Origin of the sequence: Iodobacter fluviatilis (assembly GCF_900451195.1) — a bacterium.
GTDB classification, from domain to species: domain Bacteria; phylum Pseudomonadota; class Gammaproteobacteria; order Burkholderiales; family Chitinibacteraceae; genus Iodobacter; species Iodobacter fluviatilis.
Window position 1 is genome coordinate 33521 of record NZ_UGHR01000004.1, and the last position, 26595, is coordinate 60115.

Genomic DNA, 26595 nt, shown 5'->3' on the forward strand with positions numbered 1-26595 from the left:
TACGTTCGCGTTACAGATGACTCCAGCCAGTCATCCGGTAATTTAGATGAACTAAATCAATTCGGCGGCTTTAAGTTCTTGTTTTAAGTAAGCATAGAAAATAGGGGCAGCGACAAGGCCGGGCAAGCCAAAGATTGCTTCCATGAATAGCATGGCGAGTAAAAGCTCCCAGGCAAATGCATGGATACGCCCGCCAACGATGCGGGCATTCAAGAAGTACTCTAATTTATGAATGATCACCAAAAAGGCCAGTGAGCCTGCCGCGACTGAGGCGGACACACTCATGCTGACGGCGACAATGGCAGTATTAGAAAGAAGATTACCAATCACAGGCAATAATCCTGCTAAAAAAGTAATCACAATCAGGGTTTTAGTCAGCGGCAACGACACGCCGAGCGAAGGCAGGATGACGGCCAGATAGATCAGCGTAAAAAAGGTATTCAGTGCGGAAATACGAACCTGGGCAAAAACAATTTGCCGGAAAGAATTGGCTAAGCGGGCGCAACGTGTTTGCAGTGCGCTGAGTAAGGGGGCTTTATCATCACTATTGTGGTGCAAAGACAGCATGGCACCAATCACCATGGCGATCAGCATTTGTGCCAGTGTATGGCCTGTGCGTGCACCAATTTGCTGCAGCTGGGCGATATGCTTGTCTGACCATTGATAGAATGCTGTTTTCCATGCGCTTACATCTTGCGGAAGGCTTTCCAGCATCCAAGCGGGCAGCCAGTTGGCCAGCTCCAAGTGCAGTGCTTCGGCGATTTCACCCGACTTTCGCATAATGCTGGGCATGGATGCCGACTCGCCATGAAACACCGAAGCTAGGCTAAACCCCATTAAGACCAGAAGCAGAATGATGACTGCAGAGAAAATAATTAGGGCAACAGGTTTTGCGTGTTTGGGGGGAAGGCGTGACACAAGGGGGGCTTGTGCCGCTTGGGCGACTAATTCATAGACTAAAAGACCAATCAGCAAGGCAGGAAGTAAGTGATTGAGCATCACTAAGAGCAGAAATAGCCCGATGATAAAATAACTGGCAATGCGCGAGTAACGGTCGAGCTTGAGCATGATTTAATCCGGGAGTCGGTAGTTCGGGTTAAGTGTAAGGGGGGCAGGCTTTAGGAGCAGGCCGCCTCAATGACGACCTGCTTTTTGCTCATCCAAACAGCTACATCGAAAAGCGATTGGTAATTGGCATGCGCCAGTCTTTGCCAAAAGCGCGATGAGTAATGCGTGGCCCTACCGGAGCCTGACGGCGCTTGTATTCATTGATGGTGAGTAAATGCACCACGCGATCCACATCCGCCTTAGCAAAGCCTTTGGCAATAATGTCGGCACGGCTCAGGTTTTCTTCTACATAGGCTTGCAAAATGGCGTCCAGAATTTCATAAGCAGGCAATGAATCCTGGTCGGTTTGATCTGGGCGAAGCTCGGCTGATGGCGGACGGGTAATAATCCGCTCCGGAATCACCATGCCTTGCGTATTGCGCCAGCTGGACAATTGATAAACCAGTGTTTTTGCCACGTCTTTAAGCACAGCAAAGCCACCCGCCATATCGCCATAGAGCGTAGCGTAACCGGTGGTCATTTCGGATTTATTGCCGGTGGTGAGCACCAGTTTGCCTGATTTATTAGAAAGTGCCATCAGGAGCGTGCCTCGGGCGCGTGCTTGCAGATTTTCTTCGGTGGTATCCGCCGCCAGGCCTTCAAATTCAGCAGAGAGGCCGTTCATAAAGGCTTCGTAGATCGGCCAGATTTCGATTTCTGAATACTTGCAGCCTAGGATTTTAATCATCTCGCGCGAGTCATTTACGCTGATATCCGCGGTGTAGCGGGAAGGCATCATCACCGCATGTACTTTATCTGCACCAAGCGCATCAACGGCAATGGCAAGCGTCAGTGCTGAATCAATCCCACCAGATAAACCTAATAGCACACCAGGGAAGCGATTTTTGCCAATATAGTCTTGCACGCCCAAAACAAGGGCCTGATAGGCGCTGGCTTCATCGCTTAAATCCGGGGTGATTTCAGCGGTTTGCAGATCGCCTTTTTGATATTCAACGATCGCCACTTGCTCGCTGAATGCGGGTAGCTGTGCAACCAGTTCGCCTGATTTATTCAGGGCAAAAGACTGGCCGTCGAAAATCAGCTCATCCTGCCCGCCCACCATATTGCAATATACCATCGCCATGCCTGTTTCGTCCACACGCTGGCCGACTACTTCGCGGCGGGTGGATTGCTTGGCCTGGTTGTACGGAGATGCATTCAGTATGAGTAATAATTCAGCGCCTTCGTCGTCTGCGGCTGAGGCTGGCTCTACATCCCAGATATCTTCACAAATGGCCAAACCAATCTGCACGCCATCTTGCTCGAATACAAAGGGTGAATAGCCGGGTGAGAAATAACGTACTTCATCAAATACCTGATCATTGGGCAGCAGCAATTTATCGTAGCGGCCTAATACATTGCCATCCCGAATCACGATTGCGCTGTTAAAACGCTCGTCGCCACTGGCGCGCGGATAGCCCAGCACCAATGTAATACCGTCCAGCTCGTCAATAAAGCGGCCAACGCACTGGGCGCACTCGGCTAAAAAGGCCGGGCGCAGCAGCAGGTCTTCCGGTGGATAGCCGCTTAAGGCCAGCTCTGGCGTGAGTAAAATATCCGCGCCTTTGGCCTTTGCCTCGGCGGCGGCCGCAAAGATTTTGGTCGTGTTGCCGGCAAGATCGCCGACGATGGAATTGAGCTGGGCAAGGGCGATTTTCATCGGATGGGTTTCGGCAGGAAGCAAAAAACCTATTTTAAGCCAGAACGCTGCGGGAATGTACGCTGGCCTCAGTTTTATCGTTGCCGTGCAGAACGCTCAGATGATTACCTCATCCAGGCGGTAGCGGGAGACAATGCTTTGCATGTCCTGCGCCATATTTTGCAGGCTGGCTGCGGTGTTTGCGGCCTCATCGGCAGCCTTGTGGCTGTGTAGGCTGATATCTCCCAGCGCATTAAGTTGTTGCACTAGCGTATGGCTTTCATCATGCCGGTCCACAATTCCCTGCGTCATACTGCCGACCAGTTTGGTCATTTGATTATTCTGCATCTGCAAATGGCTGAGGGTGCGCTCGGCGTCTTCTGCGCTGCTGACGCCATGCGCTACTTCGTTCACCGCCTCATTCATGGCAAGGCCCACACTTTCTGCCATTTTGCGGATAGAGCTAATTTGCAGGTTGATATCTTCGGTAGATTGTTTAGTCCGCTCGGCCAGTTTTCTGACTTCATCGGCAACCACAGCAAAGCCGCGCCCTGATTCACCGGCTCTGGCGGCCTCAATCGCAGCATTAAGTGCAAGTAAATTGGTTTGCCCGGCGACGTCTTTAATGACCGCCACCACTTCGGCAATTTTCTGGTTCTCAGTATGCAGCTGATCCAGTTGCCCAGAGGCACTGTGCACCGCAAGGGCTATGCCACGCACGCGGGCAATGGCCTCGCTGATGGTTGTAATCCCTGATTCGGTCAGTTGATTGGATTGATCAATAAGAGTTTGCGTTGTACCTGCCTGGGCTGCCATCGCCTGCATGCCCTGATCAAGCTGCGCCAGTGTTTTAAGCATGATGTGGGTGGTTTCCTGCTGTTGTTTGGATGCACCCAGCGTTTTATGTGCGTGCATGGCCATTAAATCGGCAGCATGGGTGACGGTCTGAGTTTTACCCCGCAGGGCAAATAAGCTGCGTTGCAAGCTGCCTATCATTTTGCCGAAGGCCTGAATGCTGCGGCCAATCTCATCGCGGCGGGCAGAGGAGGGGGGGCGGGTAAAATCATGTTCGCTGGCAATGTGCTCTACTTCCTGGCGCAGGGATAAAAGTGGCCGCGTGAGTGAGCGTGAAAACCAGATTCCCAGAGCAGCCAGTAAAGTTACGCTGACCAGCAGGGTGAAAATAAGTAAATGTTGTGCATCAAGGTAGGTGGCTGCTGCTTGGCCAGCCAGCACATTGGCGCGCTGCTGCTTATTGATGACCAGTTTTTCAAGCAGGCCCTGTGTTTTGTGTGCCAGTGCTACACCCTGGCCTAGCTCGGTATGCAGGGCTTCTGTTTTATCTTGAATCAGTGATGCTTGTAGCACTTTATCGTTGAGTAGCAGAAAAGCCGCTAAAGAGTCGGCTAATTCTTTGGGCAGGCTAACCTCTGTGTTCTGGAGTGTTTGGTACTCATTCAGGCTTTTTTGCAGGCGGGCACGTAATGATTCCACACGATGGTAGGCCGCCGAGGTGACTTCATCATCATCGCTAATAATATGCTGATAGCTCATGACGCGGATTTCTTCAAAATCAGCATTGATCTGATTGACGATGCGCATGGTTTGCAGATTACTTTGGCTGAGTTCTTCTAAGCTTTGATTGACTTGCTTTAGAGCCAGAACGCCTGTTCCTCCCATTAAGACCATCGCTAACGTAGCGCCCGCCACCATCAATCCTAGTTTATTACCAATTTCCATTAGAAGAGCACACCGTCTGAAAGGGCTGCAGTATGGTTGGTGAATATGTAAGCGATATGTCTAGATGATTAATAAATCTTACTGTTTTGCTGACAATTCGTGTTAGTGCTTTGATGGTCGATCTCAATTGTCGTGAAGGCTTGCGGTGTATGGGCTCAAAGAGAAATGACACCAAGACCTGTTTTCTATTCTTAGCTAATAAGCTCAGTGGTGCTATTTCTCTGTTTCCTTAGTACTGAGCTGTCCTATTCTTTAATAGAGCGCGTTGCTCAATGGGGCATCTGGTATGCGTACTGTAAAAACTATGTTTTTAGCATTAGGTTTTTTGGTCGTGTTTACTTTGGTTTTATTAGTGAGCGTAGCAATTTTGCTGAAAAAAAGCGCTGACGAACATGGGCAGGCCGAGTTTCAGCGATATAACTCTTATTTACTGGCTGATGAGTTAAGGCAAAGTTCGGATGATCTGACTCGTTTAGCTCGCAGCTATGTGGTGACCGGGGATGCTAAATATGAAAAACAATATTGGGATGTGCTTAATATCCGCAATGGAAAAAAACCACGACCTCAGGAATATCAGCGTATTTATTGGGATTTTAAGGCGGTCAGCGATCGTTTGCCCCGGCCTGATGGTGAGCAAATAGCCTTGCAACAATTAATGCTCAAAGCAGGCTTTTCTGAGGCAGAATTTGCCAAGTTAAAAGAAGCCCAAGCTAATTCTGATGGCTTGGTTAAAAGCGAAACGATTGCAATGAATGCGGTAAAAGGGCTTTTTGCGGATGATCAAGGGGGCTTCACCAAACAAGGGGAACCCGATTTAAAACTCGCTGCCGATTTAATGCACAACACCGCATATCACCAGTACAAAGCGCAAATTATGCGTCCGGTGGATGATTTTTTTGTGTTGCTGGATAAAAGAACATCGGCTGCTGCTGGGCATGCAGAACAAAAGCTGCTGTTTTATTTACAAGTGCTGTTGGGCATGATTTTTTTATTTGGGCTGGGTATTTTGCTGGTGTTAATTCGGATGTATCACCGTTTGATCCGCTTATTGGGGTGTGAGCCTGTTGATGCGCTGCAAGTTGTGCAGGAAATGGCCGCCGGAAACCTAAACTCCCGGTTTAATGTAAGCCATGCTCAGAGCCTGATGGGGGCTTTGGATGGGATGAACCAGCAGTTCAGATTGGTGATTGGTGATATCAAAGCTGCATCGGGCGTGCTTGCACTGACTTCGGGGCAGGTGAATGCATCTGCTCAGCGCTTATCGCAAAATTCATCAGAGCAAATGATGAATATTGAAAACACCAGTGAAGCGTTGAAAGAAATAAATTTTACCGTCAGTAAAAATAGTGAAAATGCCAAAATGACCGGCAGCATGGCGGAAAAATCATCCAGTGACGCCACAAAAGGCGGTGAGGCCGTTAAGCAAACAGTGAATGCCATGCGGCAAATTGCCAGAAAAATTAGCATTATTGATGATATCGCCTACCAGACTAATTTATTAGCGCTTAATGCGGCGATTGAAGCGGCTAGGGCCGGTGAAAATGGCAAGGGTTTTGCGGTGGTGGCATCTGAAGTCAGAAAACTGGCAGAACGCAGCCAGCTGGCTGCACAGGAAATCAGCGATTTGGCGATGAGCAGCGTGAGCCAAGCAGAGGCTGCAGGTAAGCTGCTCGAAGATATTGTGCCCTCTATTCGGAAAACCTCTTTATTGATCCAGGAGATTTCCTATGCCTCACAAGAGCAGGCTCAGGGAATAGACAGTATCAGTAGCTCGGTAGAGCAACTCACCCAAGTCACTCAGGCCAACGCTAGCGCTGCTGACTCACTTAGCAGCGCTGCGCGGGAGCTGGCAGAACACGCCAGAGGGCTTGAGAAAAACATAAGTTTTTTTCAAGGGAAGTAGATGCTTTTGAGGGAGGTATTAGCCTGCAGGCCCCACTCCTTACTCCTCATCCGGCATAATGCTTTCGGCGTAATCAAAGAGCGCAGAAAGAATATCAGCCTGCTGCTCATTGACGTTTTCCGATAGCATATCAATCGCATCGCCAAAGGCCTCTAAGGTGCGCGCTCCCCCTGCGCCGTCAAATAATCTGGCAGCTCGGTGCTGCTCCCAGCGGCGTAGTTCGGCAGGGCTTAGGCTTTGTGGAAAGTTTCTAGCGCGGTAGCGGAAAAACACTTCTTCAAGACGGCGGTCTTCAAAGCTCACCCGCTCTTTTGCCAGCTCTTCGGGGCTAAAGTTGCGTAGCTTAGCTAACAAACGCTTATCGTTATTGCCAATAAAGCCGCCATATAAGTCTTCATCCACATCGGCTTGGTGATGCTCAGTAGTAAACACCTGTTGCCAGATTGCGGACATATCGGGAGCGACTTCGGCTATTTTGGCGTGCGCTAAGGCCTGCTCTACATCGATATTCCAGTGTGCGGCGCGCTCGCTACTCAAGGTTTTGAGATTGCCAATCACAATGGGTGACTTATTAATATGGATGCTTTTAATCGGCAGGCGAGTGATGCCTTCGGGTAAATCTGCCGTTTTGCTGAACATACGTAGGCGGATGGTTTCTGCGTCCAGCTTGAAAATTTCGCTTGGATCAAAAGCTAAATCCCAAACAATGATTTCGTTTTTATTGCTGGGGTGCATGGCGAGCGGCCAAACCAGCGCGATGCAGCCACGCTCTGCGGAAAACATGCCGCTGATATGCAGGAAAGGTTTGCTATTGGGTAAGCCAATTTGCTCCAGTACCTTGTCTTTTTTGCGTAGCGAAAAACAAAAATCGAAAAGTTTGGGTTGTTTCTCACGAATCAGCCGAGCCAGTGCAACGGTGGCGCGTACATCAGACAGCGCATCGTGCGCCGCTTCGTGGCTGATGCCGTTGGCTTGGGTGAGGTGCTCAAGTTTGAAGGAAGGGCGGCCATCTTCGTGCGTGGGCCAGACTATGCCTTCGGGGCGCAGCGCATAGGTGGTGCGAACCACATCGAGCAAATCCCAGCGGCTGCAATCATTTTGCCATTCACGCGAATAGGGCTCGATCAGATTGCGCCAAAACATAAAGCGCGTCACTTCATCGTCAAAACGAATCGAGTTATAGCCTAGTCCTACCGTGCCAGGCATGGCCAGCTCGGCCTCGATACGGGCTGCAAACTCAAACTCATCTACGCCATTTTCTAAGCAGTGCTGTGGCGTAATGCCGGTCAGCAGGCAGGCTTCCGGGTCGGGCAGGTAGTCAGGAGCGGGTTTACAGAAAATATTGAGCGGCTGGCCGATTTCATTTAATTCTGCATCGGTGCGAATGCCAGCAAATTGCGAAGGGCGATCACGGCGTGGGCTGATGCCAAATGTTTCGTAATCGTGCCAGTAAAAGGTATGCATATAGATAAAGCCTCAGGGAATCGCTGCCCGATTATAAGGCTTTTGAATTTGCATGGTACTTTAAGCAAGAGTGATTTATTGCTTGCGCGGGCTAAGGCTGCGAAACGGCGCGGCCAGTGGGTCACCAATAAATACGCCTTGAGCAGGCCATTCCACACTTTTCCAATAGGCCTCAACGGCAGAGGCTCCTGCCAGATAGTGAAACAACAAAACCTGCGGGTGAGGGAATTTTTGCGGATAAGAATAAGGCTCGCTCACGGTGCCGTAGCTGGCGGTTGCGCCTGCTTCCAGCCACTTTAAGCTGCTCATCTGGCTGCTGTCGGTCAGCATGCCGCCATAAGAGGTGAGGTGGTCAGCCAGTGCGCCGGGTAGAAACTGCAAGGTTTCCAGCTTATCTACCTTTGTCAGCCCTGTTTGATAAATCAGCACATCTTTTTTATGGCTAAGGACATCACTGGCCAGATTTTCAATCCTGACTGGCGGGCGCTGCAGGGTTTGGCTGCGCGGGAAAAGGGGGGCTCTGGCGTTGCGGTTGGTGTCACTCGTGGTTAAATAATAGGCCGTGCCTTGAGGAAAACTTCCCCAAGCCTCTGCTCCCCGATCAATGAATTTTTTCGCCTCCGCCAGATTGTTGGCTGCCAGCATCATGCTGGGACGTATGCCCAGATCACTAAAAGGCAGTGTGCTGGCGTGGTTGAAATAAGGGGAGGCTGGTGTAGGCTTGCCACTATCCTGACAGAGCCCTTCTTTATATCCCAGCGTAAATACATAGGTTATTCCAAGGCAATTCACCCGATATGGTTTAGCCCAAGCGAGTGCTAATGCCTGAATATGTACGGGCAGCACCGCATCCAGTTCTGATTTAGCCTGTGCAAACTCACCTTCACTAACCCAGCTTCGGTCAATGGGCAGGCTAATCTCAAAAATTTGCTCAGCCTTTAAACCATGCTTCAGAACGTAATAACGGGCAATTTCTGCAGAGAGCGGATCATTACGATTCACCACCACCGCCAGCTGGCTGGCATTGAGCTGATAGAAAGGTAATTTGGGTGGCACTGCCCAAAGTGCAGCAGAAACAAGCAAAGAGAAAAAGGCGAAGAGTGGCTTCACGATAAAGGAGTCCGGATCTTTGAATGAGAGCGATGTTATGTCAGTAAAATTGGGAATGCTAGCGGCTTCAGTGAGGATTTTTTTAAGTCTGTGAGTGTATATGCAACAAGTGTTTGTAATGTTTAATTTTGTTTTTGAAAATATTCATATCTTAAATATGAATATTTGTTTTTTATTTTTATATAAATGAGCAATTTTATTGCGATATTTATAAATATTAAACGTAATAAACATGAGAATGACTCAATTTTAGTTAATACTGAAATCCTTATATTAATAGCTTCTTATTTTTATAGTTGCAGTGTTTTTATTTATTCATGGTAGTTTTGGTTCTTTGGATAAAATTTCTGGAGGCTTTCACATGATGAAAAAGCTAACACTTGCAATTTTACTGGTTTCTTCCGCTTCGCATGCCGCTGTGTTTGATTTTAGTGGCAGCATTAACTTCCACAAAGATGTTGTAAAGCTCGGGTTTACCTTGAATCAGACGAATACAGACGTAAAAGTCTGGACCGATTCGTTTCGTAATGGTGTGAATTTTGATCCGATCACTGCTGTTTGGCAAAAGTCTGGCCAAGATTGGAAGTTGCTGGAACAAAACGATGATGACGGTAGCATTGCTGCGGGGCAAACCCGCTATGACTCCGGCTTGAAATTTACGAGTCTGGGCGCGGGTGAGTATCTGTTTACAATCGCAACATATAATAATTCTGCTGTTGGCCCGTTGCTAAGTAATGGTTTTGTTTTTGATGGGCAGGCACCGATTCGGCTTGAAGACTGGAATCAGCCAGCAAATGGTTTGAACAGAGGGAAAGAGTGGAGCGTGCACTTAAGCGGAGTAGATACCGTGACCCCGGTGCCGGAGCCAGAAACCTATGCCTTAATGGGAATGGGCTTGCTAGGATTATTGGGCGCTGCCCGTCGCCGAAAAGCAGCAGCCTGAGCTTATCAGGCTGATTAATACGCAGCAAAGCAAAAAGCCCAACCTTGCGGATGGGCTTTTTGCTTTCTTACTGGGGTGGCTGATGGGGCTCGAACCCACGACAACAGGAATCACAATCCTGGACTCTACCAACTGAGCTACAGCCACCGCTGAGCGGTGCGTTTAACACTTAAAATACTACAAGTCTTAAACAAAAATTTTGGTCCGTTTTAATAGTCGATCACACACTTGGCGCACCCGACAGGAATCGAACCTGTAACCTACGGCTTAGAAGGCCGTTGCTCTATCCAGTTGAGCTACGGGCACACTGTACAACCGTACTATAAATCAGCTTATCTGGGAGGATAAGATCTTACTTTAAAACAACTTATCGTATAAGGATAAGTTCTGGTCGGGGCGGTGGGATTCGAACTCACGACCCTCTGCTCCCAAAGCAGATGCGCTACCGGGCTGCGCTACGCCCCGAACAGAGGACGCAATATACTGTGAGGATTTTTTTGCGTCAAGCACCTTCGTGATCTTTTTTCATGGGGTAGGAGGAAAAACCATGCAAAAACCGGGGTTTTTCTTATGCTACTTATTGTTTTATAAGGTGATTTTTGCTTGTAAAAATATTTTAATCGTAGACTAAATTTTTTAATATTTCTTACTTGGTTCAATGGGGCTTAGTTTGAAAAATATGCAGGAAATGTTTGGGCTGGAGGCTTTTGCATGAGAAAATGCGTTTTTTGCGATCGTTACAGCAGGAGTTTTACCCATGACAGCCCAAATTCTCGACGGAAAAATCATTTCGGCCGAAATTGTTAGTGATGTTCGTGCCAAAGTAGATGCCCGTGTGGCAAGTGGCTTGCGTGCTCCTGCACTTGCCGTAATTTTGGTTGGGGCAGATCCTGCATCCCAGGTTTATGTAGGTAATAAGAAGCGTCAGTGTGCTAATGCCGGTATTCGCTCTATAGATATCGATTTACCAGCGGATACTTCAGAGGCTGATTTGTTGGCTCTTGTCGCCAAGTTTAATCAGGATGATGAGATCGACGGTATTCTGGTGCAACTGCCTTTACCAAAACATATCAATGCAGAGAAAGTGATCGAGCTGATTGATCCGGTAAAAGATGTGGATGGCTTCCATCCTTATAATATTGGTCGTCTTGCTTTAAAAATGCCTTTGCTCCGTCCATGCACCCCCCGCGGCGTAATGACTTTATTAGAGCGCACCGGCATTGATATCGTTGGTAAAGACGCTGTCATTGTGGGCGCATCTAATATCGTAGGTCGCCCGCAGGCTTTAGAGCTGTTGCTGGCGCGCGCTACCGTGACGGTCTGTCATAGCAAAACACAAGACTTAGAAAGCAAAGTACGTGGTGCAGATATCGTGGTGGCTGGCGTAGGCATCCCTAATTTTGTGAAAGGGGATTGGATTAAGGCGGGCGCGATTGTGATCGACGTGGGTATTAATCGCTTAGAAAACGGCAAGCTCTGTGGGGATGTTGAATTTGATGTGGCCAAAGAAAAGGCTGCATGGATTACCCCTGTACCGGGTGGCGTGGGCCTGATGACTGTGGCTACCCTGATGCAAAACACTTTTGATGCCTGTGTTAATCGCAAGGGTTGATTAAGTATTAAGTCTTATTTGTGTAACCCTTTTCCATTGTGTGATTGCACATTGGAAAAGGGAAGCTAGCAGCGCCTTTAGTGCAGTTTTGCCTATCAATTGCCGGATTTCCTGCCTCATGTCTTATCAGTTAGCTAAACCTTTTCTTTTTTTGCTCGACGCCGAAAAAGCGCACGCTGCAGCATTCACCGGCTTGCATGCCTTACACAGCCTAGGATTTTTGCGCACGTTTACGCCTGCGGTGCCTGAATGCCCTGTGTCTGTAATGGGGCTGGACTTCCCTAATCCTGTTGGACTGGCCGCAGGCTTAGATAAAAATGGCGATCATATCGACGCAATGGCCGAGCTAGGTTTTGGTTTCCTAGAGATCGGAACCGTGACCCCACGGCCGCAGCCGGGCAATCCTAAGCCACGCCTGTTTCGCCTGCCTGAAGCCGAGGGCATTATTAACCGTATGGGTTTTAATAATGATGGCGTGGATAAGCTGATCGAGAACGTTAAAAACAGTCGTTATCAAGGCATTCTGGGTATCAATATTGGTAAAAACTTCGATACCCCGATTGAGAATGCGGCTGATGATTATCTTATCTGCCTAGATAAAGTGTACGAGCACGCCAGCTATGTCACGGTTAATATCTCCAGCCCGAATACAAAAAACTTGCGCCAGCTACAAGGCGCGGATGAATTGGGGCGCTTGTTGACTACTTTAAAGCAAAAGCAAACAGAACTTGCGGACCGTCATGGCCGCTATGTACCCCTTGCCCTCAAAATAGCGCCCGATTTAGACAGTAATCAGGTGCAGGATATTGCTGAGCGCCTTGTGGCCAGCGGTATTGATGCGGTGATTGCTAGCAACACCACCTTATCCAGAGTGGGTGTAGAGCACTTAAAACACGGTAATGAGGCGGGCGGTTTATCGGGCTCGCCGGTCAGGGCCAAATCAACCAAGGTGATCCGTGATCTGGCTGAGGCACTGGATGGTGCTTTGCCTATCATTGGTGTGGGCGGGATTTTCAAGGGCGAGCATGCGGCAGAGAAAATCCGTGCGGGTGCCAGCCTCGTGCAAGTGTATAGCGGCCTGATTTACGAAGGCCCGCAGATGGTCAGTGATTGTGTCGAGGCGATTGCCGCTCTTACTGCTTGATGAATTAAAAACGCAAATGGTGAGGGTTTTGAGGTTGTCATAGATTGGTAAGAGGGTAAAAGCTTGGGCGGGAACCCCGCCTGATCAGAACGCTTTCTTGCGGTTATTCAACATCCTGTCCATTTAAGTAAAAAAGCCTGTTTTTTTGCACCCGCGGTACCTGCTGCGAAAGCTCTGTTAAGAGATCTGGGGCGGATAGCCGCTCCACAATGGCATGTGTACTTAAGCAGATTGGATTTTCACCCGCTCTGCGGAAGGATTTAAACCATGGATTTTCAACACTACCTGTTGCTGCTGCTGGGGGCGGTGCTGGTTAATAATGCGGTGCTGGTGCGTATTTTGGGCTTATGTCCGTTTATGGGCGTGTCTAAAAAGCTGGAAGCATCGATCGGCATGGGGCTTGCTACGGCCTTTGTGCTGACGCTGGCCTCAGGCACCTCGTGGATGATTGATCAGATACTGATTTTCTGGCAGCTGGAATACCTGCGCACGCTGGCTTTTATTGTGGTGATTGCCGCGATTGTGCAATTTACAGAAATGTTTATTCATAAAGCCAGCCCCATGTTGTACCAGGCGCTGGGGATTTATCTGCCCCTGATCACCACCAATTGCGCGGTATTGGGCGTGCCCTTGATCAGCTCGGCGCAGAAATACAATTTTGTCGAATCGCTCTTATTTGGCTTTGGCTCGGCGGTGGGTTTTAGTCTGGTACTGATTTTGTTTGCCGCCATGCGCGAAAGGCTGGAAGGTGCAGATATCCCCGAATTCTTTAAAGGCACGCCGGTGGCTTTTATTACTGCAGGGCTGATGAGTTTGGCATTTATGGGCTTTGCTGGCCTGGTGCGGTAAAACCCAAATCTTGAACTTGAACCTCAGAGAGCACGGAGGACAGAGTTACACGGAGAAAACCAACACGATATCAAAAACTGATGAAGGCATTACGTAGAAATAGATTTGATTTTCAATCTAGGCCCTCTTCGGGAGAGCCTTATTTTGTCATTACTCTAATTAATCCCTAGGTTTTCTCCGTGTTCTCGGTGTCCATCGTGGTTCAAGATTTGGGTTTGTAAGTTGTGATCTGCAATCATTTATAGGAAAACTATGTCTTTTTTACTGGCCATTTTGTTAATGGCTGTTCTTGCTTTGGTGCTGGGTGCGGTGCTGGGCTGGGCTGCGATCAAGTTCAAGGTTGATGAAGACCCGTTGGTGGATAAGATCGATGCGATCCTGCCGCAAACCCAGTGTGGCCAGTGTGGCTTTCCTGGCTGTAAACCCTATGCCACAGCAATTGCCAATGAAGAAGCCGATATCAACTGCTGCCCGCCAGGGGGGGAAGATGGCATTCGCAAACTGGCCGATTTGCTGGGCAAAGAATTTAAGCCACTTAATGCAGAGAACGGCGTAGAAAAACCTAAATCTGTAGCGTTGATTGATGAAGCCGTGTGTATCGGCTGTACGCTCTGTATTCAGGCGTGCCCGGTGGATGCCATTGTGGGCGCGGCCAAGCATTTGCATACTGTGATTGCGGCTGAATGCACAGGCTGTGAGCTATGCGTTGCCCCTTGTCCGGTGGATTGCATTGATATTGTTCCGCTTGGTACCACGGTAAATAACTGGCGCTGGCGCTATCCTGTCATCCCGATCAAAGTGAAGTTATGAGCAGGCAAATCATCACCTTTCATGGCGGTGTTCACCCGCCCGAGCATAAAGCCGAATCCAGTCATTATCCGATCAGAACTGCACCACTTCCGGCGCGACTGATCTTATCCCTGCAACAAAGCATAGGTAGTGCAGCCAAACCCCTGGTTAAAGTTGGGGACGAGGTGGCAAAAGGCCAGCTGATTGCTGCGGCAGATGGCATGATCTCGGCCGCCTTGCATGCGCCAACTTCCGGGCGCATTGAGTCTGTTGATTTATATCCGATCGCCCATCCTTCGGGCTTAAGCGATGCTTGCATTGTGCTGATCCCGGATGGCAAAGATCAGTGGCAGGACCGCCCGCTGTTGGACTGGCGTAATGCAGAGCCCAATGTAGTGCGTACTTATTTGCGCGATATGGGCGTGGTGGGTTTGGGCGGGGCGGTGTTTCCATCACACCTTAAACTCAGTAGTAAAACCTCGCTGGATACGCTGATTATTAATGGCGCAGAGTGCGAGCCGTATATCACTTGCGACGATAGGCTGATGCAGGAGCGTGCTGCTGAAATCATCGCTGGCATTTTGATGGTGCAGTCATTGCTCAATGCCAAGCAAGTGTTGATCGGCATCGAAGACAATAAACCCGAAGCTGCAGCTGCCCTGCGGAATGCGATTATAGCCAGCCGTAGCAAGGTAGTGGCGGGCATTGATGTGGTGCAAGTGCCCACGCTCTATCCTTCGGGCGGTGCCAAACAACTGATTAAATTGCTGTGCAATATCGAAGTGCCAAGTGGCGTGCGCTCCACCGATTTGGGCGTGCAATGTTTTAACGTGGCCACCATCCACAGCATTTACTGTGCCTTGGCCCATGCCGAGCCGGTGATTCGCCGCGTGGTAACAATTACCGGCAATGTAGAGCGCCCCGGTAATTATGAGGCGCTGATTGGCACACCGCTGCAAGATTTATTAAAAGCAGCGGGAGATAAAGGCAGCACTGGTTATATCTATGGTGGCCCGATGATGGGCTTTGAGCTGCCTTCTTTAGCGGTGGGGCTGAGCAAGGCGGGCAATTGTGTGATCGCCAAAACGCCTGCCGATTTCCCGGAAAAACCGCGTGAAATGCCCTGTATTCGCTGCAGCAAATGCGCGACCGCTTGCCCTGCTGAACTGCAGCCTATGGATTTATTCTGGTTTGCGAAAAGCAAAAATTTTGGCAAAGCGCAGGAGCGTAATCTGTTTGATTGCATCGAATGTGGTGCTTGCGCCTATGTTTGCCCCAGCAATATCCGCCTCGTGGATTACTACCGCTTTGCTAAATCTGAAATCTGGGCCGCTGAAAAAACCAAACATGCCGCCGATTTAGCGCGTGAGCGTTTCGAGTTCAGAGAATTCCGCGCCGAGCGCGAGAAACAAGAAAAAGCCGAGCGCCTAGCTGCCAAAGCTTCGCAAAAGCTGGCACAAGCGGTGGCGTCTGTCGATCCGGAAGAAGCTATCCGTGCGGCCAAAATTAAAGCGGCGATGGCTAAGGCCGCGGTGGCCAGCGAAGCGCCTGCACGTGACAGCACAGCTACATCAGAAGCGGAGCAGGCAGCGCAATTAGCGGCAGAGAAAAAAGCCAAAATTGCTGCAGCCATGGCCAGAGCCGCCGCGAAAAAAGCCGAGGCAGATGCCACTGTACCCGTGGTTCGTTATGAAGATCAGCCCATGGCCCCATCTCAAACGCTACCTGCCAGCAGCCTAGATAAAACCGACCGTACCAAAGAAATTCTGGATAAGCGGCGAGAAGAGCGCGCCCGTATTGCCGCAATGAGCCCGGAAGAGCGCAGCGAGTGGGAGGCGGAAAAACAGGCAGAAATCGCCGAGGCCAAAGCCGCTGCAGCATTAAGAAAAATAGAAAGCGCTATGCCTGAGGAAGTGCCAGCGCCTTCACTTGATGAAGAAAAAGCCGCCAAAATTCGGGCCTCAATGGCCAAAAGAGATGCAGAAAAAGCCCGTCTTGCCGCCATGAGCCCGGAGGAGAAAGCGGCACTGGCCGCAGAGCGCCAAGTGCGTATTGATGCAGCGATGGCGGCCAAAGCAGCTAAGGCGGCTAAAGATGAATGATCTTGAGGCGATGCGAAAGCAATATCATTTACGTGCATCAGAGCAGGGCTTAAAGGCTTGGGACGTGCACCGCTTGATTAAGCTGAGCGCAGCGTTTGCCGTGATCAGCGTGCCGTTGGAGCAGATTGCAGAGTTAGATCAGAGCTATTGGTTTGACGAGGGCGGCGCCGCGCCAACTTGCCGCGCTATTAGCGAACATGCCAAGTTAATCCAGGAAACCGATCTGCGTTTTCCTATTATTTTGTCGCAAGACGGCAGAGTTATGGACGGAATGCACCGGGTGGCTAAAGCCTTAATGCAGGGCTTTGCAGAAATTAAGGCCGTACAGTTCAGCCAAGACCCGGAGCCCGATTTTATCGGCATCGATGCGGATGATTTGCCTTATTAGCGGGTGTGATACGAATAAAACCCACGTCTTGAAAAACGGAGGGCACAGAGAATACTGAGTTTCACGGAGAAAAATATTTGTTAAAAACCTTTTTGTGCTTTGAATATTTTCAGAGCTATAAGGTGCGAACAAACGCTAGTTTTCTACTTATGATTTTTCCGTGTTCTACGTGTCTGCAGATTTTAGGTTTTTGCTCAGTTTTTACTTTTTTGGAATCAAATGAATACATCGCCGTTTTTTATTAAACCGACGCCTTTGCAAGTCGTCATGCTCAAGGTGGTGGCGGCTTTGTTGCCGGGGATTCTTGCGCTGACTTGGGCATTTGGCGTGGGTGTGCTGGTGCAAGTGACGCTGGCCTTGGGCACGGCACTATTGGCCGAGGCGGCTTGTTTAAAGCTGCGTAACTATCCCATTAAACCTTTTATCTGCGATGGCTCAGCAGCAGTAACCGCCGTTTTGCTGGCGCTCTCTATGCCGCCGCTTGCGCCGTGGTGGATGGTGGTGCTGGCGGCTTTAATTGCCATTTGCCTAGCCAAGCATCTTTATGGCGGGCTGGGGCAGAACCCGTTTAACCCCGCCATGGTGGGCTTTGCGGTGATGATTGTGTCTTTCCCCGCGCAAATGTCGCGCTGGGCAGCACCTTTGCCGCTGGATATGCCACATCTGGACAGCCGAGCTCAGATTATCACTATTTTTAGCGGCCAGCTGCCGCAGGCGTTTGACGCCATGGCCTCTGCCACGCCGCTGGATACGGTTAAAACAGCGCTCCTTCAGCAGCATGCTTTAAGCGATATTTTTCAACAGCCCATTTTTGGCGCTGTAGCAGGGGTCGGTAGCGAATGGGCTGCGGCGGGCTTTTTGCTGGGGGGGCTTTATTTGCTCTGGTCTAAGCTGATCCCGTGGCAAATCCCTGTGGGTTTTCTCGGCGCTTTTACGCTGACTGCCGCGCTGTTTTATGGCCTAGACCCTCAATATTACAGCCCACCGTGGTTTCATCTCTTTAGCGGTGCGGTCATTCTGGGTGCATTTTTTATTGTGAGCGATCCGGTTACCGCGCCAACTACGCCACGCGGCAGGCTTATTTTTGCCGCGCTGGCTGGCGTGCTGACCTATATGATCCGCGTGTTTGGGGCTTATCCAGATGGCGTGGCATTTGCCGTAATCATCATGAATATCGCCACCCCCTTTATCGACCAATACACCCAACCGCCGGTGTTTGGGCGAAAAAAATAAGTTTGCTGGGGAGTCGTACGAATTCCTGAACCACAGAGAACACCGAGGAGCACAGAGTTTTACAGAGAATACTAGAAAATCGATATAGATTTTCTCTGCGTACTCTGTGCTCTCATTTGTCTCTGTGGTTCAAGGCTTGGCTCGCTATTTGATTACGCTGACGCAAATTGTTAACGGGTTTAGGTGTTATAAGATTTTAGGAGTTGTGTAATGAAAACCATGTTTGCCAATGGGGTGCGTGGTGCGGCGACGCTGTTTTTGTTTGCAGTGGTGTTTACGGCCTTAATGGCAGGCACTTATCAGCTGACGCGCAAGAAAGTCTTGTTTAATGAAGAAAAAGCCAAGGTGGCGTTGATTGCCCAGGTATTGCCTGCCAAAAGCTTTGATAACAATCTGCTGAAAGACGCCCACGCCTTGTCGGCTGCGGACGGTAAAGCCTTGGGTAATGATGGTGACAGTTCTTTTTATCTGGCAAAAAAAGCCGGTAAAACCGTCGCCGCAGTATTTGAAGCCACCGCGCCGGATGGCTATGCAGGCAAAATTAAATTATTGGTGGGTGTAGATACTGAGGGCCAAGTGTTAGGAGTGCGCGTTGTGGCGCATAAAGAAACGCCGGGCTTGGGGGACTATATCGACGCGGCTAAATCACCATGGATTGAGCAATTTAAAGGTAAAGAGCTGAATGCCCAAAATGCAGCAGCGTGGAAAGTTAAAAAAGACGGCGGTGGTTTTGACTATATGGCCGGCGCCACCATCAGCCCGCGAGCGGTGACTGCAGCCGTAAAACGAGTGCTGGAATACGTGGCCAGCAAGCCGCAGCTTTGGAATACGGTGAATTAACAAGGTCTGCAGACACAGAGCTCAGTATTTAGGTATACAGCCGAAAACCCAAATCTTGAACTACGGAGGAAAAGGAGAGCGCGTAGGGGCAGGGAGAAACCATAATGAAATGTGGCCATGATTGAGTTCCAATTTTCTAAGCTCAGTTATTTTCGAGTGCTTTTGGCGGAAATCTGGTGGTGACTGGATCCCCAATAAAAACACTCTGGGATGACGATTTTCCTAGCGATGAGTTGTTTTGAGCCCTAGGTTTTCTCCGTGAAACTTCTTGCCCTCCGTGTTTCAAAATTTGGGCTTTATGCGAGAGAGGGCTGCTGTGTACTCGGCATTGTTTTTAGATTGCATTATGTTTGGAGTAGCAAGTGAGCAAAGAAATTATCAAAAATAGCATCTGGAAGCAGAACGCGGGTTTGGTGCAGGTTTTAGGTATGTGCCCCGTGTTGGTGGTTTCTAGCAATATTGTAAATGGCGTATCGCTGGGCTTGGCGACGAGCTTGGTGATGCTGGTTTCTGGCGCGGCCATTGCAGCGATCCGGCAATTTGTGCCCAATGAATTACGCAGCCCGATTTTTATTCTGATCATCGCTGCGCTGGTGACTGTGGTTGATTTAATGTTCAACGCTTACGCGCATGGCCTCTATGTGGTGCTGGGGATTTTTATTCCGCTGATTACTACCAACTGCATTGTGCTGGCCCGCGCCGAAGCCTTTGCTTCCCGCAATAGTGTCTGGGATTCGGCGCTTGATGGCTTTTTTATGGGCATTGGCCTGACCATGGTGCTGGCGGTATTGGGCGGAATGCGCGAGTTGGTGGGCAAGGGCACGCTGCTTTCTGGTATCGATTTAGTGTTTGGCCCGGCTGCCAAAGCGTGGACGATTTATATTATCCCCGCCGATATGCATTACCAGTTTCTGCTTGCCATCCTTCCACCTGGCGCATTTATCGGCCTTGGGCTGTTAATTGCAGGCAAAACGGCAATGGATAAAAAAGCCGAAGCGAAAGCGCAACGTGCAAGGCTGCCAGTTGCTGTGGCGACTCACTGAGTGCCTAGCTTATCTGCTGCTGGCCTGTGTGGTCTGGTGGCTGATGAGCATGGGCTTTTGGGGCAAACTGGCGTTGCTGGTGCTGGGCTCAGTGGCGCTTGTCGTGGCGCTATATTATTACTTTCAGCTAATGAGCATGCCCTGGGATGAGTGGGATGAGATGCATGATGACGATAAATAGCTCGTCAGACATCAGGTAAAGCTAAAGACATACTGCCTTTTTTGCAGAACGAAAAAACCGCCAGCCTTTGGCATGTAAGCAAGCACCCGCTCTTTGACGGGTTTTTTACATTAAATAAGCAGGTATCCCATGGCATTAAAAATATCCAAAGAAGCTGAAGCATTATTAGTGAAGTCGATTCGCCGTTATTTCGATGCCAATATGGATGAGCCTATTGGTGGCCTGCAGGCGGCGCAGTTACTGGATTTCTTTATGCAGGAAATCGGCCCAAGTGTTTATAACCAGGCCATCGCGGATGCTCAGGCCTATATGCAAGACAAAGCACTGGACATGCCGGGGACGTGCTTTGAGCCGGAAATGAATTTCTGGAATAAGAAATGAATAAAGAAACCCGGCGTATTTTTTATCAGCGCCTTGCCGATTTAGACCCCAATCCCACTACCGAGCTGAACTACAGCACACCATTCGAGCTGCTCACTGCTGTCTTGCTATCGGCTCAGGCTACCGATGTGGGTGTTAACAAAGCGACTAAGCGTTTGTTTCCTGTTGCGAATACACCCGAAAGCATTCTGGCGCTGGGGCTGGAGGGGCTTGAATCCTATATCGCCACCATCGGCCTCTATCACAGCAAGGCCAAGCATCTGCTGCAAACCTGTCAGATGCTGATTGATTTGCATGGCAGCGAAGTACCTCAAGATAGAGAATCACTTGAAGCCCTGCCAGGGGTTGGCCGTAAAACCGCCAATGTGGTGATGAATACGGCGTTTGGCATACCGACCATTGCAGTCGATACGCATATCTTCCGCGTATCCAACCGTACGGGCTTAGCGCCGGGTAAGGATGTAAAAGTGGTTGAAGAAAAGCTGCTTAAAGTTACTCCCAGCGAATTCAAACTCAACGCCCACCACTGGCTGATTTTACACGGCCGCTACGTGTGCAAAGCGCGTAAGCCCGAGTGCTGGAGCTGCGTGGTGAATGATGTGTGCGATTACAAATCCAAACAAATCACTCCGCCACCGGGGCGGTAAATAGAATGTCCCTTTGCTATAATGTAGCTTTTAAAGCTACGATCGTAGCTAAAAAGGCGACGATATGCTGGCGGATTTATTACTAGGGCAGTATCGCAGGCGGGTGTTGGCGCTACTGCTGCTGCACCCTGAAAGTGCGTGGCATGTGCGTGAAATTGCACGGCTGACGCAAACGCAGGCGGGAACGCTTAACCGTGAGCTGAGCAAATTGGCCGAAGTGGGCGTATTGCTGGTCAACAAGGTAGGCAATCAAAAACATTATCGGGCGAATGTGGATTGCCCTGTCTTCGCTGAACTGGCGGGCTTGCTGCGCAAAACCTCAGGTGTGGCGGATGTATTGTCGGGCGCATTGGCTGCATTGGCCGAGCGGATTGACGTCGCGCTGGTGTATGGCTCGGTAGCGCGCGGAGAAGAGCGAGCGGCTAGTGATATCGACGTATTGGTGCTGGGCGACGTGAGCTTTGCTGAAGTGGTGACGGCGTTTTACCCATTGCAAGCCGAGCTAGGCCGTGAGATTAATCCGGTGGTGTATTCCATAGATGAATTCAAAGCCAAGCTAACTCAGCGGCAAGCGTGGGCGCTGGATGTGATGAAGCAGCAAAAAATGTATCTAATAGGAAACGAGCATGACCTTGGAAAACTTGCTGGCGATTCATAAACTCATCGCTCATCAGCCAGACCGTGATGCGCTGCAACGACTGCTGGATGCGGCGAAGCGCAATCTGGATGATGCACGGGTAACGGCGATTAGCGATGAAAACCGTTTTGATGCGGCGTACAAAGCCATTATGCAATGCGCAATGGCGTCGTTGTGGGCCAATGGCTATCGCACAGCCACCAGCCAGCCCGGTCATCATCAAACGGCGATTCAAGTGTTGCCTAAAACTATCGGCCTCGATATGGCGACGGTTATCGTGCTCGACGCGCTACGAAAACAGCGAAATTTATCTGATTACGAAGGAGACCCGATTGCGCCGAGTGCGGTGGCTGAATGCCTCACGCAGGCTGAATTCCTATTCAAATATGTGCGTGAATGGTTGGGTAAAAATAAGCCTGAATTGGCATAAGTATGGGAATAGGCCAGATTAGCAAGTTATCTTGCTAATCTGGCAAAACGTAATCAAGTGGCAAAATCCAGCTTCAGATCAACCCTTATGCTTCACCACCACCTGCCATCTCCAAACCACTAAGCCAACTGCAATTGCTGCGTGGATTGCGCTGATTAAGATGCTGGCGATTGGGGATGTGTGGCCGATAGGCATCAGGACAGAGGCTAAGCTTTCCAGCCCGCTACTGTGGGCTAAGAAGGGTAGCAGGCCGTTGATAATGGCCAGATACAGCAGGCTGCTGGCGAGTATCCGTTTGCTATTGCTGTTCAATGCAATGAATAAGCAGATGGCGCTGTCTCGCAGCAAGATCAGGGCGATGGCGAGTGGGGCGCTGCTGAGTACGGAAAATTCGTCCGCACCTGATCCGCTAGTCAATAGCGCAAAAACAAAAGACAGCAGTAAGGTCGTTGGCCAGAGCGGCAGATTGATCAGTGCTCCGTGCCAGTTCTGGCTTTGGATGCGAGTGAACACTCGTTGCCAGACGGTGAAGCCATTAGGCTCTGCAAAGAGCATGGCATAGGTCATCACGCTGCAAATAATCAGCCCGAGCATGGCTCCGTTTTCATGCTTAAAGCCTGCTAGAAACCCCGCTAGCAGGCAGGCAAACAAGGGCCATGCCCAAGGTAGGGTGCGCACTTGCAGGGCGTTTTGCATGAGCCGCCAAGCGGCAAAGATACTGCACACGGCAAAGAATGTGCCTGCCAGTAGCTGAAATTGCAGCGGCATAAAGGGGATATTCCACCAGCTAATCGGCGCATCGCTCATCTCAAACAAATTAGGCATCATAAAAAAGGCGGGAATGGCCAGTAGCAAATTAAAACTGCCCCGGCGGTTTTGTGCCAGATCGGATTGGCCTAGTTGCAGATTGATGACCAGCGCCGCGCCATGCAGCAAAAGGCCGATGGCAATCATTGATAGCGCCTTGTTAATGGCACTGCTTGGGTTGCTTGGCAGCTCTGCCACAAGCAGTATCAGTAGGCAAAGCGCTCCGCCGTACCAATTAAACAGTGTGGCGCCAAATAGCTTGCCCCAAGTCATTTCCCATGGGCTGAGCGCACTCATCCTTTGCTGATCCCATGTGTGATCGCGCTGCTCATCACCCATGGCGGCGGCAGCATTTTTTGTGCCCCACAGCCAGACTATCCCCACAAAGAGCGTCACCGCGGTGCTGCCCAGTTTGCTTAATTCTGTATTCATCCCTACGGCCAAAAAAATCAGCGCAAGGATGGCAGGCATGCCGATTAAGCGTTGCATTGAAAAACTTAACCACAGATTGCGTTTGAATTCTGGATTCATATCGTTTCCTTCCTGGTGCGCAGGAAAATTTTCTGCAAGTTTTTCCCGCAAAAGCTCAACGCCAAATGATGTTTGAATTCATTGCTCATTTTGCTTCCTTGCTGGCGATGGTGCGCAGATAAGCTTGCTGCAAGTTCTGCTCGCCAAAGCTGCTGATGGCAAGGCCTGCTTGGATCAGCTCTGCCAGTAATTGGGCTTGCTCATCGCTGCTGCCGCTGAAATCAAATTCGGCATGATGGTCCTGAGTTTTGCTGAGCAGCACTTTGGAGTGGGCGGCTAATATTTCGGCAAGGCGCGGATTTGGGCTAGCTAGGCTGAGCTGCAAGGCTCTGCTGCTGTGTGGGCTATTTGATAGCGCGCGATGCTCAAGGATTTTGCCGTCTTTCAGTACCAGCATATGGCTGGAATAGGCTTCCAGCTCGGCCAAAATATGCGATGAAACCAACAAGGTCATGCCGCTGGTTTGCAGTTGCCTGAATAAGATTGCCAGCTCATTACGCGCTTCCGGATCGAGGCCCGATGCGGGCTCGTCCAGCAGCAATACTTGCGGAGAATGAATAATGGCCTGCCCGATGGCTACGCGCTGGCGCAAGCCCCGTGACAAGCTGCTGGTTTTTTGTTTTAAGCGATCTTGCAAAGACAAGCGCTGCGCCGTGTCATGGATTGCGGCTGCAATGGCCTCTTTAGCCAAGCCTTGCGATGCCGCTGCATATTCTAGGCACTGCGCCACGGTTAGGTCTTGGTAGAGGCCAAAGAAATCTGATAAATAGCCCATCTGCCGGTGTACCGCGCGTGGCTCTTCCTGCACATCTAAGCCCGCCACAGCAATCGAGCCGGAAAGCGGTGTTTCAAGGCCGGCGATGCAGCGCATCAGGGTGGTTTTACCCGCGCCATTGGCTCCGACTAAGGCCGTCACGCTGCCACGCTCTACACTCAGATTCAATTGATTCAACGCCCGATGGCCGGGGTAATCAAAGGTAAGGCCAGAAATTTGGATCATAGAAGTCTCGTTGATCTGACTAGATTTGACAGCATCATACTGGATGCAGACAGAGAATTATTGTTAGGATGTGTGCAATTATCGCAGGGTAGGTGAAACCTCATATGAGCTAACCAAAATCAAAAAGACCTTTTTAGTGCCTTCGGCACGTTGATTTTGGAGCGGTTAGCCACCGCAGGGCCTTCCTTTCTTGAACGGCCAAGAAACGAAGCCAAACCGCAAACTCAAAAACACGAAGGCCCCTCATCTGCGGACAGCGGCGGCTGCGGAACTCGCTCGCAGGCTCGCTCAAACAGGCATCAAAGAAACCCCGCCCGCTTGTTCCTCGCTTCGGCGTGTTTCAAGGGGACTCAAAAAGCCCTGTGCAGAGAGAGTGGTCACTATGTTTTTTCGCTGTTTGCTAATGAACACTTAATTGGTTAGCTGATATGGGGTGAAACCCGCCAAATTAAGGTATAAGTCCGTGAAAAATGGCGGGTTTCACCCGCCCAACTAATCATCAATATTAATTGGAATAAAAAATGGCAGAAAATTTACTGATTCAAGGTAGTAGCAAAGAAGAGCTGTATCAAAACCTGATTCCGCAAGCTTTGGCTTTAATTGAAGGCGAGAGTGATTTGATTGCTGCAATGGCTAATGTCTGCGCCGCCATGCATCACACTTTTGGCTGGCTGTGGACTGGTTTTTATATTGTGAAGCAGCATGAGCTGGTACTTGGGCCATTTCAGGGGCCGATTGCCTGCACCCGCATTCAAAAAGGGCGTGGCGTTTGCGGTAGCGCTTGGGCTCAGGCGCAAACGCTGGTGGTGCCGGATGTGGACGCCTTTGCTGGGCATATCGCCTGCTCGTCACTTGCCCGCTCAGAAATTGTCTTGCCGCTGATTAATCGCGATGGTGTGGTGCTGGCGGTGTTGGATGTTGATTCGGCTGAGCTGGCGACGTTTGATGATATTGATGCCAGGTATCTGGCGCAGCTTTGTGAGGCTTTGGTGAAGCTTTTTTAAAGCAATGAGTGATTAGAAAATATATGGATTATAAAAAATAACCGCCTTATTTAGGGAAATGCCGTTCACTTAAGCCGTTTTGCTTGAGTTCCCCCCTTTGAAAAAGGGGGGCCAGGGGGGATTTGCAGTTGACGCTGAGCTTAAATAAGCAAAAAACCAAAGGAAAATCCCCCTCAATCCCCCTTTTACAAAGGGGGAAGCAAAACCAATACCTTAAGTGAACGGCATTAGCCTTATTCAGGGGCGGTTATTTTTTGTATTTAATATTGAATTTATCTTCTATTTGGATGTTTGTTTCCACCAAGCCATATAGCTATTGGCTAGGTTGCTATTGGAGACAGAGTGTTCAACTACAAAATTCCAGAAGTTGCCATCTGGGTAAAAAACTTTATAAGCCTTAAGATAAATGGTTTCAGTTCCTGTATTTAAACCTGAAGCAGAGAAAGCGGCTGCTGCATCGTTTTGGCTAATAATTTGAGTGCCACCTGTGCTAATTTTTGTGAAGATTATTGAGCCATTTGCGTCGATTTTAATATTTGAACTGGCATTGCCACAGTCTTCGATATATTCGAATGCTTGGCCCTTAATATCGCCAAAGGATAGGGCTGGGCTGCTATTTTCAAGCAAAACGTATTTTGCTTTTTTTTGTTCATCGCAGAGCATGATGGCGCGAAAATCCACTTTATGCTTCCAAGATCCTCGCCAATTGCTAATCGTTAAGTTGTCCAAAGCAACTGTGCCATTTAACGTTATTTGAGTATTTCCTAAAGATAATAAACCACTACTTAGTGTTGAGCTGTTAACTGTGGAGGTAAGCTCTTTGTTGCCGAATTGATGAACTTTATAAGAGCTTACAGGCCATTGATTGGCGGTGTTTGTTGGCGTTGGAGTTGGTACAGGAGTGGGGACAGGAGTTGGTATAGCAGTCGGTATAGGAGCTGTGCTTTGTGTTCCAGTTGTATTTGTTGGTGAAGCATCGTCACCCCCACAAGCAACGAGAGTCAGGGCGAGTAATGAGCTGATTAGTGTACGTATTTTCATTTATATTCTCTAGGTTGTGATTATGATAAG

At 49.6% G+C, this 26595-nt stretch carries 25 protein-coding genes and 3 tRNA genes; 17 read left to right on the plus strand and 11 right to left on the minus strand.

Annotated features, from left to right (window positions below):
- Positions 1–51: 51 nt before the first annotated feature.
- The 3 genes from DYD62_RS18925 to DYD62_RS18935 all read right to left on the minus strand — a co-directional run bounded on the left by DYD62_RS18925 (position 52) and on the right by DYD62_RS18935 (position 4486).
- Complete coding sequence (locus DYD62_RS18925; protein ID WP_115229013.1) at positions 52–1068, minus strand: AI-2E family transporter; 1017 nt, start codon at positions 1066–1068, stop codon at positions 52–54.
- Between the two features lie 100 nt (positions 1069–1168).
- Positions 1169–2767 carry an NAD+ synthase gene (locus DYD62_RS18930; RefSeq protein WP_115229015.1) on the minus strand — a complete coding sequence of 533 codons (1599 nt, stop codon included), beginning with the start codon at positions 2765–2767 and terminating at the stop codon, positions 1169–1171.
- Between the two features lie 96 nt (positions 2768–2863).
- On the minus strand, positions 2864–4486 hold the full coding sequence (locus tag DYD62_RS18935) for a methyl-accepting chemotaxis protein (protein WP_115229018.1): 1623 nt from the start codon (positions 4484–4486) through the stop codon (positions 2864–2866).
- A gap of 286 nt (positions 4487–4772) precedes the next feature.
- Here DYD62_RS18935 and DYD62_RS18940 point away from each other — a divergent pair, with 286 nt between their 5' ends.
- The gene (locus tag DYD62_RS18940) at positions 4773–6389 is read left to right on the plus strand and encodes a methyl-accepting chemotaxis protein (RefSeq protein ID WP_115229020.1); all 1617 of its coding nucleotides are present in this window, start codon (positions 4773–4775) and stop codon (positions 6387–6389) included.
- Between the two features lie 39 nt (positions 6390–6428).
- On the opposite strand, the gene sbcB is transcribed toward DYD62_RS18940, so the two are convergent.
- Together sbcB and DYD62_RS18950 are read right to left on the minus strand one after the other, a co-directional pair.
- A complete protein-coding gene (gene sbcB / locus DYD62_RS18945; protein WP_115229022.1) occupies positions 6429–7853 on the minus strand; it encodes an exodeoxyribonuclease I in 1425 nt (474 codons plus the stop codon).
- Positions 7854–7928: 75 nt separating this feature from the next.
- Positions 7929–8963: a TIGR03790 family protein gene (locus DYD62_RS18950; RefSeq protein WP_207916644.1), complete on the minus strand. Its 1035-nt coding sequence runs from the start codon at positions 8961–8963 to the stop codon at positions 7929–7931.
- Between the two features lie 301 nt (positions 8964–9264).
- Here DYD62_RS18950 and DYD62_RS24130 point away from each other — a divergent pair, with 301 nt between their 5' ends.
- Entirely contained in the window at positions 9265–9906 is a 642-nt protein-coding gene (locus DYD62_RS24130; protein WP_233702981.1) for a DVUA0089 family protein, read from the plus strand.
- Positions 9907–9977: 71 nt separating this feature from the next.
- On the opposite strand, the gene DYD62_RS18960 is transcribed toward DYD62_RS24130, so the two are convergent.
- The 3 genes from DYD62_RS18960 to DYD62_RS18970 form a co-directional block, all read right to left on the minus strand.
- Positions 9978–10053 (minus strand) — tRNA-His (locus tag DYD62_RS18960).
- Between the two features lie 82 nt (positions 10054–10135).
- Positions 10136–10212, minus strand: a tRNA-Arg gene (locus tag DYD62_RS18965).
- Between the two features lie 82 nt (positions 10213–10294).
- Positions 10295–10371: transfer RNA gene (locus DYD62_RS18970), tRNA-Pro, on the minus strand.
- Positions 10372–10663: 292 nt separating this feature from the next.
- On the opposite strand from DYD62_RS18970, the gene folD reads away from it, so the two are divergent.
- The 14 genes from folD to DYD62_RS19040 all read left to right on the plus strand — a co-directional run bounded on the left by folD (position 10664) and on the right by DYD62_RS19040 (position 22182).
- Positions 10664–11518 (plus strand): bifunctional methylenetetrahydrofolate dehydrogenase/methenyltetrahydrofolate cyclohydrolase FolD, encoded by an 855-nt coding sequence (folD, locus tag DYD62_RS18975; RefSeq protein ID WP_115229027.1) that lies wholly within the window; start codon positions 10664–10666, stop codon positions 11516–11518.
- Positions 11519–11636: 118 nt separating this feature from the next.
- The gene (locus DYD62_RS18980; RefSeq protein ID WP_115229029.1) at positions 11637–12662 is read left to right on the plus strand and encodes a quinone-dependent dihydroorotate dehydrogenase; all 1026 of its coding nucleotides are present in this window, start codon (positions 11637–11639) and stop codon (positions 12660–12662) included.
- 267 nt (positions 12663–12929) lie between these two features.
- A complete protein-coding gene (gene rsxA, locus DYD62_RS18985) occupies positions 12930–13511 on the plus strand; it encodes an electron transport complex subunit RsxA (RefSeq protein ID WP_115229032.1) in 582 nt (193 codons plus the stop codon).
- A gap of 252 nt (positions 13512–13763) precedes the next feature.
- A complete protein-coding gene (rsxB, locus tag DYD62_RS18990) occupies positions 13764–14321 on the plus strand; it encodes an electron transport complex subunit RsxB (RefSeq protein WP_115229035.1) in 558 nt (185 codons plus the stop codon).
- Complete coding sequence (gene rsxC / locus DYD62_RS18995; RefSeq protein ID WP_115229037.1) at positions 14318–16402, plus strand: electron transport complex subunit RsxC; 2085 nt, start codon at positions 14318–14320, stop codon at positions 16400–16402. Before rsxB ends, rsxC begins: the two co-directional genes overlap by 4 nt.
- Positions 16395–16790: a ParB N-terminal domain-containing protein gene (locus DYD62_RS19000; RefSeq protein ID WP_207916642.1), complete on the plus strand. Its 396-nt coding sequence runs from the start codon at positions 16395–16397 to the stop codon at positions 16788–16790. The genes rsxC and DYD62_RS19000 overlap by 8 nt, the downstream gene beginning before the upstream one ends.
- A gap of 219 nt (positions 16791–17009) precedes the next feature.
- Positions 17010–18023 carry an RnfABCDGE type electron transport complex subunit D gene (locus DYD62_RS19005; RefSeq protein ID WP_115229040.1) on the plus strand — a complete coding sequence of 338 codons (1014 nt, stop codon included), beginning with the start codon at positions 17010–17012 and terminating at the stop codon, positions 18021–18023.
- 210 nt (positions 18024–18233) lie between these two features.
- On the plus strand, positions 18234–18863 hold the full coding sequence (gene rsxG, locus DYD62_RS19010) for an electron transport complex subunit RsxG (RefSeq protein ID WP_115229043.1): 630 nt from the start codon (positions 18234–18236) through the stop codon (positions 18861–18863).
- 362 nt (positions 18864–19225) lie between these two features.
- Positions 19226–19906, plus strand: a complete 681-nt coding sequence (locus tag DYD62_RS19015) for an electron transport complex subunit E (protein ID WP_115229045.1) — start codon at positions 19226–19228, stop codon at positions 19904–19906.
- Positions 19887–20087 (plus strand): hypothetical protein, encoded by a 201-nt coding sequence (locus DYD62_RS19020; protein ID WP_115229048.1) that lies wholly within the window; start codon positions 19887–19889, stop codon positions 20085–20087. Before DYD62_RS19015 ends, DYD62_RS19020 begins: the two co-directional genes overlap by 20 nt.
- Before the next feature lie 129 nt (positions 20088–20216).
- On the plus strand, positions 20217–20468 hold the full coding sequence (locus DYD62_RS19025; protein ID WP_115229050.1) for a DUF2164 domain-containing protein: 252 nt from the start codon (positions 20217–20219) through the stop codon (positions 20466–20468).
- On the plus strand, positions 20465–21115 hold the full coding sequence (gene nth, locus DYD62_RS19030; RefSeq protein WP_115229053.1) for an endonuclease III: 651 nt from the start codon (positions 20465–20467) through the stop codon (positions 21113–21115). The genes DYD62_RS19025 and nth overlap by 4 nt, the downstream gene beginning before the upstream one ends.
- Before the next feature lie 64 nt (positions 21116–21179).
- On the plus strand, positions 21180–21773 hold the full coding sequence (locus DYD62_RS19035) for a nucleotidyltransferase domain-containing protein (protein WP_115229055.1): 594 nt from the start codon (positions 21180–21182) through the stop codon (positions 21771–21773).
- Entirely contained in the window at positions 21742–22182 is a 441-nt protein-coding gene (locus tag DYD62_RS19040; protein WP_115229058.1) for a DNA-binding protein, read from the plus strand. The genes DYD62_RS19035 and DYD62_RS19040 overlap by 32 nt, the downstream gene beginning before the upstream one ends.
- Positions 22183–22260: 78 nt before the next feature.
- On the opposite strand, the gene DYD62_RS19045 is transcribed toward DYD62_RS19040, so the two are convergent.
- Together DYD62_RS19045 and DYD62_RS19050 are read right to left on the minus strand one after the other, a co-directional pair.
- A complete protein-coding gene (locus DYD62_RS19045; protein ID WP_115229061.1) occupies positions 22261–23520 on the minus strand; it encodes a hypothetical protein in 1260 nt (419 codons plus the stop codon).
- Positions 23521–23605: 85 nt separating this feature from the next.
- Positions 23606–24520: an ABC transporter ATP-binding protein gene (locus tag DYD62_RS19050; RefSeq protein WP_115229063.1), complete on the minus strand. Its 915-nt coding sequence runs from the start codon at positions 24518–24520 to the stop codon at positions 23606–23608.
- Between the two features lie 521 nt (positions 24521–25041).
- On the opposite strand from DYD62_RS19050, the gene msrC reads away from it, so the two are divergent.
- Positions 25042–25524: a free L-methionine (R)-S-oxide reductase MsrC gene (gene msrC, locus DYD62_RS19055; protein ID WP_115229065.1), complete on the plus strand. Its 483-nt coding sequence runs from the start codon at positions 25042–25044 to the stop codon at positions 25522–25524.
- Between the two features lie 279 nt (positions 25525–25803).
- Here msrC and DYD62_RS23500 read toward each other — a convergent pair whose 3' ends face one another.
- A complete protein-coding gene (locus tag DYD62_RS23500) occupies positions 25804–26565 on the minus strand; it encodes a hypothetical protein (RefSeq protein WP_132038684.1) in 762 nt (253 codons plus the stop codon).
- Between the last annotated feature and the right edge of the window lie 30 nt (positions 26566–26595).